General features: G+C 63.7%; 11 protein-coding genes. 5 read left to right on the top strand and 6 right to left on the bottom strand.

The annotated features are described in order from the left end of the window. Positions 1-155 precede the first annotated feature (155 nt). The 5 genes from arsN2 to IFO71_RS07730 are packed head-to-tail and all read right to left on the bottom strand — an operon-like array spanning position 156 to position 2541. Positions 156-605 carry an arsenic resistance N-acetyltransferase ArsN2 gene (gene arsN2, locus IFO71_RS07750; RefSeq protein WP_192028976.1) on the bottom strand — a complete coding sequence of 150 codons (450 nt, stop codon included), beginning with the start codon at positions 603-605 and terminating at the stop codon, positions 156-158. Further along, on the bottom strand, positions 602-1324 hold the full coding sequence (locus tag IFO71_RS07745) for an aquaporin (RefSeq protein ID WP_192028975.1): 723 nt from the start codon (positions 1322-1324) through the stop codon (positions 602-604). Before IFO71_RS07745 ends, arsN2 begins: the two co-directional genes overlap by 4 nt. Then, entirely contained in the window at positions 1321-1710 is a 390-nt protein-coding gene (locus IFO71_RS07740; protein WP_192028974.1) for an arsenate reductase ArsC, read from the bottom strand. Before IFO71_RS07740 ends, IFO71_RS07745 begins: the two co-directional genes overlap by 4 nt. Before the next feature lie 11 nt (positions 1711-1721). Further along, positions 1722-2210 (bottom strand): ArsI/CadI family heavy metal resistance metalloenzyme, encoded by a 489-nt coding sequence (locus tag IFO71_RS07735; RefSeq protein ID WP_192028973.1) that lies wholly within the window; start codon positions 2208-2210, stop codon positions 1722-1724. 10 nt (positions 2211-2220) lie between these two features. Then, positions 2221-2541 (bottom strand): ArsR/SmtB family transcription factor, encoded by a 321-nt coding sequence (locus tag IFO71_RS07730; protein ID WP_192028972.1) that lies wholly within the window; start codon positions 2539-2541, stop codon positions 2221-2223. Between the two features lie 114 nt (positions 2542-2655). Here IFO71_RS07730 and IFO71_RS07725 point away from each other — a divergent pair, with 114 nt between their 5' ends. The 5 genes from IFO71_RS07725 to IFO71_RS07705 all read left to right on the top strand — a co-directional run bounded on the left by IFO71_RS07725 (position 2656) and on the right by IFO71_RS07705 (position 8129). Beyond that, positions 2656-2841, top strand: a complete 186-nt coding sequence (locus tag IFO71_RS07725; RefSeq protein ID WP_192028971.1) for a hypothetical protein — start codon at positions 2656-2658, stop codon at positions 2839-2841. Beyond that, complete coding sequence (locus IFO71_RS07720; protein WP_192028970.1) at positions 2838-3188, top strand: hypothetical protein; 351 nt, start codon at positions 2838-2840, stop codon at positions 3186-3188. Before IFO71_RS07725 ends, IFO71_RS07720 begins: the two co-directional genes overlap by 4 nt. Positions 3189-3277: 89 nt before the next feature. Then, positions 3278-3886: a hypothetical protein gene (locus IFO71_RS07715; protein WP_192028969.1), complete on the top strand. Its 609-nt coding sequence runs from the start codon at positions 3278-3280 to the stop codon at positions 3884-3886. Positions 3887-4004: 118 nt separating this feature from the next. Further along, positions 4005-5897: a VWA domain-containing protein gene (locus tag IFO71_RS22295; protein WP_192028968.1), complete on the top strand. Its 1893-nt coding sequence runs from the start codon at positions 4005-4007 to the stop codon at positions 5895-5897. A gap of 144 nt (positions 5898-6041) precedes the next feature. Further along, positions 6042-8129 (top strand): molybdopterin-dependent oxidoreductase, encoded by a 2088-nt coding sequence (locus tag IFO71_RS07705; protein WP_192028967.1) that lies wholly within the window; start codon positions 6042-6044, stop codon positions 8127-8129. A 235-nt stretch (positions 8130-8364) separates the two neighbouring features. On the opposite strand, the gene IFO71_RS07700 is transcribed toward IFO71_RS07705, so the two are convergent. Beyond that, complete coding sequence (locus IFO71_RS07700) at positions 8365-9606, bottom strand: urate hydroxylase PuuD (RefSeq protein WP_192028966.1); 1242 nt, start codon at positions 9604-9606, stop codon at positions 8365-8367. Position 9607: the final 1 nt, after the last annotated feature.

Here is a 9607-nt window from a genome sequence, read left to right as displayed (position 1 = left end):
GCAGCTACGCGGGACTGCGTCCCGATCTCGCCCAAGTGGGCCCACCACTTGGGCTCGTCGCGCCTTGCACTCGACGCAAAGTCCTCGGTGATCATCCGCGCCCCCTCATGAAATATCCGGGCTGGCAAGGGATGTGGCCTGGTGTTGCGGCCAACTCAGTCGCGGTCGGTCAGCGCCAGCGACTTCAGCATGCACAGCGCCGATGCCGGGCACAACGAGTGGAATTCCTGGCTATGGAGGATGGCCGCAGGCGCAGTGTGACGGGGCACGGACCGATAGCCGAGTCGTTGGAAGAAGCCGTCGGCATCCAGGGTCAGCAAATAGAGCGCGTTGAGTTGGCGAGCTTGCGCGGTCGACTCCAGATGCGCCAGCAAGGCCTGGCCGAGGCCACGGCCACGCTGTTCTGGCGCCACCACCAGCGAGCGCAGCAGGCCGCTAGGCTGAAAGGTCTCGAGGCCAATGGCTGCGATGATGCGATCTGCTTCGCCGATCACCCAGAAATCGATCGCCGAATGCTCCAGATCCGCGGTGGGCAAACCGGCTTCGTGCAACAGCTGGCGAATGGCACTGCGATCGCGGGCGCCGGCCGGGCGGATGCGGCTCATGGCTCAGCGCCGGGGACGGCGTCGGCGACAGCGCCCTGGGCCGGGTGCGATTTCGGCTCACCAGTGCTGTCCACGGCCAACAGCCGCATTGCGAATACGGCCAGCAGTGCGCCAATAAACTGGGCGACGATAAATCCCGCCATGTCATCCGGTCGAATGCCGGCAAAGGTCTGGGTCAACCCCCGCGCCAAGGTCACCGCGGGATTAGCGAATGAGGTGCTGGCGGTGAACCAGTAGGCGGCGCCGATGTAGCAGGCCACCAGGGCGGCCACCGACTGCGGGCGGTGACGCAGGCCAAGCAGAATGGTCAACAGCAATCCACAGGTAGCCACCGCTTCGCTGATCCATTGACTGAGGCCGCTGCGCACCTGCACACCGGATTGCAGCAGTGGAAGATCGAACATGGCATGCGCCAGCAACACGCCGGCGACCGCTCCGAGTATCTGCACGCTGACATAGCTCAAGGCTTGTCCGCGACTCAAGTGGCCGCGCAAGGCCATGACCAGGCTGACCGCCGGGTTGAAGTGCGCAGCCGAGATTGGCCCCAAGCAGGTGATCAGCACATACAGCGCCGCGGCGGTAGCCGCCGCATTGGCCAGGAGGGCGACCGCCGTATTGCCGGCTGAAAGCGAAGCGCCCATGATGCCCGAGCCCACCACGGCAGCCAGCAAGGCCGCCGTGCCCAGGAATTCGGCGCACAGGGCCTGCCTGCGGTTCATATCAGCGCCTCCAGCAGGGCCTGTACCCGACGGCCGATATCATCGCGCACCGCTCGATACGCCTCGTCATCCATGTGCTTGGGATCGGCCAGCTGCCAGTCTTCGCGTCGTTTGGCCGGTATCCAGGGGCAGTTGTCGCCACAGCCCATGGTGATCACGGCATCGAATTCGCCGTTGATTTCGCTCAGTGACTTGGAACGATGCTGGCCCAGGTCGTAGTCGAGCTCGGCCATGAAGCGAATTGCTTTCGGATTGATCACGCCCGAAGGCTTTGAGCCGGCGCTGTATGCCTCGATCCGATCGCCACCGTACAACTTGGCGAAAGCTTCGGCCATCTGGCTGCGATTGGCGTTTTCAACGCAGACGAACAATACACGTGGTTTCATCGGGCAGATACCTAGCAGCAGGCGGAGGCCGGTGCGCAGCAGCTCGCCGAAGCCTGAGTCTGCGGTTTCATCTTGGCCGGATCAGGCGTGCAGCTGCTGCCGTCGGTGGCACAGGCCGCTTCCGCGGCGAAGTAGGTAGTGGCCTCGCCGAAGGTATGAAAACTTTCCCAGTGGATGCCCTGCGGGTCTTCCGTCCACAGCTTGTCGGACTGGGCATAGCAACAGACGGTGGCATCCTCGGGCAACACACTGCTGCCAGCGGCCTTGAGGCGGGCACCAATGTCGGCCAGGCCTTGGTCGCTATCGACCTGGAATCCGAGGTGGGCGATGCGGCCCGCCTCACCTTGGGTGGAGATAGCGAAGTTGAGCTGCGGATCATCCAGCAGCCACTTGGCGTAATCGTGCTTCTGCACCGATGGCTGCGCACCAAACAGCTGGCTATAGAAGCGGATATTCTGTTCCAGATCGGCGACATTCAGGTGGACGTGGAAGCGATTCATGGGGGCTCCTTCAGGACTTGCAGGGTGTTGAGGGCGTGCAGGAGGAACTTCCGGCACAGCAGTTTTCGGTGAGATAGGCAAGCAGGGCGTTCATCTGGCCGTAGTCGGCGCGCACTCGGATGACCCGACCCTGGCGCTGGTCCTGCACCAGATCGGCCTGCCGCAGCACGTTGAGATGGGCGCTGAGGGTGGCCGGCGGCAAGTCGAGCCGCTCGCGCAGTTCGCCCACCGCCAGGCCATCCGGGCCGGCCTGGACCAGATAACGGAACGCGGCCAGTCTCGATTCATGGCTGAGCGCGGCCAGGGCTTTGAGTGCTAGTGTAGTTTCCATAATTCCAGAATTATGGAATTAAAAAAGTTTGTCAAGCGAAATCTGCGTCTTGCTGAAACAAGAGGCTGCGGGGCTATCGGGAGCGGCGCTACCCAAGTGATGGTCGATCTGATCGTGCCCAGCTCTATCGAAGAGGGGCTGACTCACACGCTGACGGTCACCGCCGAAGGAAATGCGGACAGCGCGATTCGCAACTATGCTGTGGTGCGCAGTCGGGTGACCGTGGCCACAGTGGACTGCAGTGCTGCGCAGGCATCGCCACAGTGGACTGCAGTGCTGCGCAGGCATCGCCATCGATGATCTGGCCTCCCAATCACTCATTCGTGCCGGTTACCATCAGCGATCTGAGCAGCAGCGATGGCGGAGCGGTGGATGTGATCATCGATGCAATCACCCAGAACGAACCCACTGGGGCGTCTGGCAGCGGCGCCACCTGCCCTGATGCGCGCGGGGTTGGATCGGCCGTGGCGGAAGTGCGAGCAGAGCGTGCCGGTAACAGGAATGGCCGCGTGTACTCGGTGTTGTTCACCGCATCGAACAGTGTCGGTAGTGAGTGTTCAGCACGCGTCGATGTTTGCGTGCCGCACCAGCGCGGAGGCAGCTGCGAGCCTCCCGCAGCGGCCCATGACTCCACCACGTGCAACTAAGCGATGCAATAAGTGGCTGCCGCTCGTCGCCAGTGAATCGGTGGCGCACGGCAGCCCCACTCGTCTGGCTGCTGTTGGCGGTATCGAGCTTGAGTGCCTGTGCCGACCCTTTGCCGGTGCAAAGGGTCGACCCCGTGCAGGACGAGGTTGCCGCGGACGTGCCACTGTCGCTATCTGCTGTGCGGGCAGGATTGTGGACCCTGTTCAATGATGGTCGGGCGGCGGAGTCGCCGAACCGCTTTCCGGCCAGCGACCGACTGCACCTGTTCGAAGCCGTGCCGCTGAGGGCGGCTTCGCAGCAGCAGGTGGGTGCTCCGGCTGATCACGTGCTGCGCCAGGAGTCCGCCCTGAACCCTGCTCTAAGGCGTTACCTTGGGTTAAGTGAGGAGGTGCGGGGGCAGGATCTGTATCTGTACCAACCTACCGGGCCGCACTACTGGGACAGCGAATATGTGCAGGATCAACGGGTGCTGCCGTTCAGCTGCCAATTTGTCGTCCACCTGCGTGAGGCCGGCGCGGACACCACGCGTATCGAGGTGATCGAAGTGATGCCGCAGGTGGTGATGGGAACGAAGTGGGCGTTTGCCCGCCACGGCATCGGCATCGAACGTGTGCCCGATGTGCAGCGTGTGGCTCCGACCACGCGCGACCGGCAGCAGCTTCTGGCACGCATCCTCGATCACCTCGCTCAGCGCTGAATCGTTGGCGGGACCCGCACAGGTCACTCGGATTGCATCACACGCCGCGCTTGCGCAGACTGGCGGCCTCGCGGCCGCCATGCCGCCAACGCCCCCGTCGTCCTGCTCAGGAGCCGCCGTGTCACGCTCGAAACAAATACTTGCTGCTTTCTTGCTGCTTGGCTGCTGTCGGGTGTCCTTCGCACAACAGCTCGAAGCACCGGCCAGTGCTTCGATTGACAGCATGGTGGAGATCACCGTGGTCGGTGATGCGCCGGTGCGCAGTTTCATCAGTGCCCTGCTGCCGGAGGCGGCGGAGGGCAGCTATGGCGACTACGTGTATGCCAAGCCCGGCAAGCTCAAGCTGCGCATGCCCAGCGAGCCGGGTGAGTACGAATTGCGGCTATTAGGCCCGGAGCGGCCGTATCCCACCCTGAGCAAAAGGCCGATTCGCTTGCTGATCCCCGAGGCCAGCTTGCAGGCGCCGGAGCAGGCGCCGATCGGTACCGCGGTGAAGATCGATTGGCGCGGCCCCAGCGGCAGCGGTGAATACATCACCTTGGTGCCGGTCGATACGCCGGAGGGCAATTACGAACAGTATCAGTACACCCGCGGTGCGGGCAGCGGCTCGCTGACCTTGACCACGCCGAGTGAGCCCGGCAGCTACGAGCTGCGCTTTCTCAGCGGCAACGCCTACAAGACGCTGGCTCGTCGTCGCATCGAGGTGGGCGATATCGAGGCCAGCCTTGAGCTGCCCGCCAGTGCCGCTGCCGGCAGCACGATTGAAATCAGCTGGAAAGGGCCGGGCAATCCGCGTGACTACATCACCATCGTCGCGCCGGAGGCGGCCCCGCGCGATTACCAGCAGTACGTCTATACCAAGAGATCGCCGGTGAAACTGCCGGTTCCGGAGCAGGCCGGCACTTATGAAGTGCGCTACCTCACCGCCGACAGCAGTCGGATTCTGGTGCGCAAGGCGATTGAAGTCGGTGCGGTGACAGCCAGCGTCGAGTCGCCAGCCAGCGTTGAAGCAGGCAGCGAAATCAAGGTGGCATGGAAGGGGCCGAACAACGAGCTCGACTACATTGCGGTGACCGAAGTCGGTAAACCCAAGAGCTATCTCAGCTATACCTATACCAAGCGCGGCAGTCCGTTGGGGCTGGCGGCGCCGCGAGAAGCGGGCCAATACGAAGTGCATTATCTGACCGGACGCGACGATGTGTCGCTGGCCAGTCGGCCCTTGCACGTTACCCCGGCAGCCGCGGTCGGAACGCTGCGTGTATTGGCTGCCAACGGTGAAACGGCGGGCAGCTCGGGTCCGGCGGTCGCACTGATTCTCGATGCCTCAGGCAGCATGCTGCAGAAGCTCGATGGCACGCGGCGAATCGATCTCGCTCGAGCTGCGCTGAATCGATTGGTTAGCGAAGGTTTGGCCGACAGCACCCGGGTGTCGCTGCGTGTGTTTGGTCATCGCAAACCCGATGCCTGCGATACCGAGCTGCTACAGCCCTTGGCTGCGCTCGATCGAGCCCAGCTCAGCGCTGCCATCAATGCCATCCAGGCGAAGAATCTGGCCAAGACGCCCATCGCCGACTCCCTGGCGGCAGTGGCTGGCGATCTTGCCGGCGTGGAAGGCCCGGCCGTGGTGGTGCTGGTCACCGACGGTGAGGAAACCTGTGATGGCGATCCCGAGGCGGCCATCCGTGGTCTGCAAGCACAAGGATTCGATCTGGTGCTGAACATCGTCGGTTTCGCTGTCGATGAGTACGCGCTGGAGCAGCAGTTCCAGGCCTGGGCTGAGCTTGGAGCCGGCGCCTACTACTCAGCCAAGGACGGGGACGCCCTGGCGCGCGGCGTATTGCAGTCGGTGCGCCGGCCCTACCTTGTCAGTCAGGCCGGCAAGCGAGTCGCGGCAGGATTCGTCGGCGGCGAGGCGGTGGAACTGAAAGCCGGTCGCTATCAGCTGGCCATCGGTGGAACGACGCGTGATGTGGAGATTATCGCCGATCAGGAAACCAGCGTTCGGCCATAGGGAGCGCCTTGAGCGCACCGTTGGGTGGGTGGTCGCCGTCGGCGTCAGCGTCAGCGTCAGCGACCTGCCGAGACGGTGCAATGGTGCGTCCAAGACGCACCCTATGCCAGACTAGCTGCTCTCGCCGCGACCGGGGATTTTGCCTTGTCCGAAACCTACTTTCGAGCCTGTCCTTTGTGCGAAGCGATCTGCGGCTTGCAGATGGAGGTGAAGGACGGTCGGCCGGTGGCGATTCGCGGCGATGCCAATGACCCGTTCTCGCGCGGCCATATCTGCCCCAAGGGCAATGCCATCCTCGATCTGGAAGCCGACCCCGATCGCCTGCGAGTGCCGCTGCGGCGGCGCGGCAGCGAATGGGAAGAGATTGGTTGGGACGAGGCCTTCGCCGAGGCCGGCGAGCGGCTGGCAGCTATCCAGCGTGAGCACGGCAACGATGCGGTGGCGGCCTACGTTGGCAATCCGAATGTGCACCATTTTGGCCATCTGGCCTACCTGCCAACGCTGTTGCGTGCACTGAAGTCAAGGAATGTGTTCAGTGCCAGCTCAGTCGACCAGTGGCCGCATCAGCTGGTGAACTGGGCGATGTACGGGCATCAGTTTCTGCTGCCCATTCCGGATCTTGATCACACCGACTACTTCCTGATGCTGGGTGCCAACCCCCTGGCTTCGAACGGCAGCCTGATGACCGTGCCGGATGTGGCCAAGCGGCTGAAAGCCCTGATCCAGCGCGGCAAACTGGTGGTGGTGGACCCACGGCGCAGTGAAACGGCCAAGCTGGCCAGCGAACATTGCCCGATCCGACCTGGCTCCGATGTCTGGTTTCTGATCGCTCTGATCAAGGCCATGCTGCGACGCAGTGCACCGCGCGTTGAGGCCTATGGCGATCAGCTCAATGGTCTCGCCCAGGCACTGACCGTGATTGGTGCAGTGGAAGTGGGCGATCTGCAGCTGCGCTGCGGTGTCGAGCAGAGCCGGGTGGAGCGCATCGCAGAGGAGTTCCTGGCCGCGCCGCGAGCGGTGGCCTACGGGCGCATGGGAGTATCCACTCAGGCACATGGCAGTCTCTGTCAATGGCTACTGCAGTTGATCAATCTGATCAGTGGCAATCTCGACCGCGAGGGCGGCAGTCTGCCCAACCACCCGGTGCTGCCGCTGACCGGCCCCGGCACGTCGGCCGGTCATTACGGGCGCTGGCGTTCGCGGGTGCGTCGCCTGCCGGAGTTTGTCGGCGAACTGCCGGTGTCGGCCATGCTGGAGGAAATGGCCACGCCCGGGCCGGGCCAGGTGCGGGCGCTGTTCACCTGTGCAGGAAATCCAGTGTTAAGTACGCCGTCTGGCGCTGCCTTGAGCGAACAGCTGGGCAAACTCGACTACATGCTGTCGGTCGACATCTACGTCAACGAAACCACCCGTCATGCCCATCTGATTCTGCCGCCGGCCTCATTCCTTACCCAGTATCACTACGACAGCGTCTTCAATGCTTTTGCCATCCGTCAGCTGGCGCGATTGAACACGCCGTTACGACAGCGCGCAGCCGACGAGCGCGCCGACTGGGAGATTCTCAACGGGCTGGCGACGGCCTTCGGCAACGCTGCACAGCGCGAGGTCAAGCCGCTGCCACCGCCCCAGGTGCTGATCGGAATGGGCCTGGCTGCCGGGCGCAGTGGGATCACACTGCAGCAGCTGGAGGCAGCGCCACACGGGCTCGATCTTGGACCGCTGAAGCCTTCATTGCTGAGCCGACTGCAGACCGAGTCAGGCAAGGTGGAATGTGCCCCAGCGCTGTTGATGAATGCGCTCAGTGAGCTATCGGCGGACGCAGCGCAGATCGATGCGCAATTTCCGCTGCGCCTGATCGGCCGCCGTCACGTCCGCAGCAATAACAGCTGGATGCACAACGCGCAGCGCCTGGTGAAAGGCAAGCCGCGGCATGAGTTATGGATGCATCCTGCCGATCTGGCCGCGGCTGGCCTGCAGTCCGGCCAGCGCGTGCGACTGGCGTCGGACGTGGCGGAGATCGAGGTGGAGGTCGAGGCAGACGAGGCGATGATGCCCGGTGTGGTCTGCTTGCCGCATGGCTTCGGGCATCAGCAGCCCGGCGTACGCCTGCGCCTGGCAAGCGAGGTGAAAGGCGCCAACTACAACGCCCTCACCGACCCCGCACGGATCGATGCGCCGTCCGGCAACGCGGCCTTGAATGGCCTGCCGGTGCGGGTGGAGCGGATCGTGTGATAGTGGGCCACAGGCCTGTCGTGAGCCTGTCGAACGGCCCAGCCTACGGGGCGGTCGAACGGATCACCTTCCGGGGCTGTTGAACCGCTCACCCGACGCGGGATGTCGTTTCACCACCGACTCGTAGGGTGGGCGTGCCGCCCACCATCGTGCGCTTGACGGTGGGCCACAGGCCTGTCGTGAGCCTGTCGAACGGCCCACCCTACGGGCTGTCGAACGGCCCAGCCTACGAGGGTTATTGTCTGCCTTCATACCAGCGCTGCAGCAGCAATCGCTCCTCGTCGGTCATCTGGGTCATATTGCCCGGTGGCATGACCCTTAACACCACGGTCTGCTGGTGAATCAGCTGGGCGGCGCGTTCGATTTGCTCTGGCGTTTCCAGGATCAATCCCTTCGGCGCGATCGGCATGATCGAGCCTTGGGTGGCGTGGCAGCCGAGGCAACGTGTCTGCAGCACGGTATGCACATTGTCCAAACTGGCTGTGGTGCTGGAATCGATGTTGCCGGGCACCGTCGGGCTGGACTCGGCAACTGCGATGGCGCTGGATGATTCACCGCCATTGGCTGCCGCCGACGGCGTGGCTGCCGGGGCCATCCAGGCCAGGGCGCCGAGCAGGAAAGCGCCACCCAAGGCCAGCAATCCCCAGGCTCGGCCACCGCTGTGCCAGAGTACGAAGAACTGGCGGATCAGGGCCGCCGACACCAGAAACAGCACCAGCAGCCAGCCGTTCTGCGGATGCGCATAGGCAGCGGCGTAGTGGGTGCTGAGCATGGCGAACACCACCGGCAGGGTGAAGTAGGTGTTGTGCACCGAGCGCTGTTTGCCGCGCAGGCCGTCGAGCGGGTTGGGCGCTTCGCCACGGCTCAGGGCCGCTACGATCCGCTTCTGCCCGGGGATGATCACAAAGAACACATTGGCCGACATCCAGGTGGCCAGCACCGCGCCGGTCAGCAGAAAGGCGGCGCGGCCGGCGAATAGGGAAGTGGTCAGCAGGCAAAGTCCCACCACCAGCAGGCCCACCACCACGCCCAATACACCATCGCGAAAGCCGACTGCCCGACACAGCAGGTCATAGACCACCCAGCCGACCAGGAACAGGGCAATGACGATAGCGACGGCCATATCCGGCGCCAGCTCATAGACCCGAGGATCGACCAGATAAATGCTCGGCTGCCAGAGATAGCTGATCGCCAGCAGGGCGAAGCCGCTCAACCAGGTGGTGTAGCTTTTCCACTTCGACCAGTGCAGCTCCTCCGGCAGCTCGGCCGGAGCGGGCATGAACTTTTGCTTCAGATAGAAGCCACCGCCATGCACCGACCAGGATTCGCCGAACAGGCCCTGAACTGCCTGTTTCCCCGGCTTGAGTCCGCGGTCCAGGGCAACGAAGTAGAACGATTCGCCGATCCAGGCGATGGCGGCGATCACGTGCAGCCAGCGCAGCAGGAAGGTGGCGGCATCCAGCAGGTAGCCTTCCATG

It is taken from the genome of Pseudomarimonas arenosa (assembly GCF_014841215.1).
GTDB lineage: Bacteria > Pseudomonadota > Gammaproteobacteria > Xanthomonadales > Xanthomonadaceae > Pseudomarimonas > Pseudomarimonas arenosa.
The sequence above is the reverse complement of the archived record's forward strand: the minus strand, read 5'-3'. Positions and strand labels throughout refer to the sequence as shown.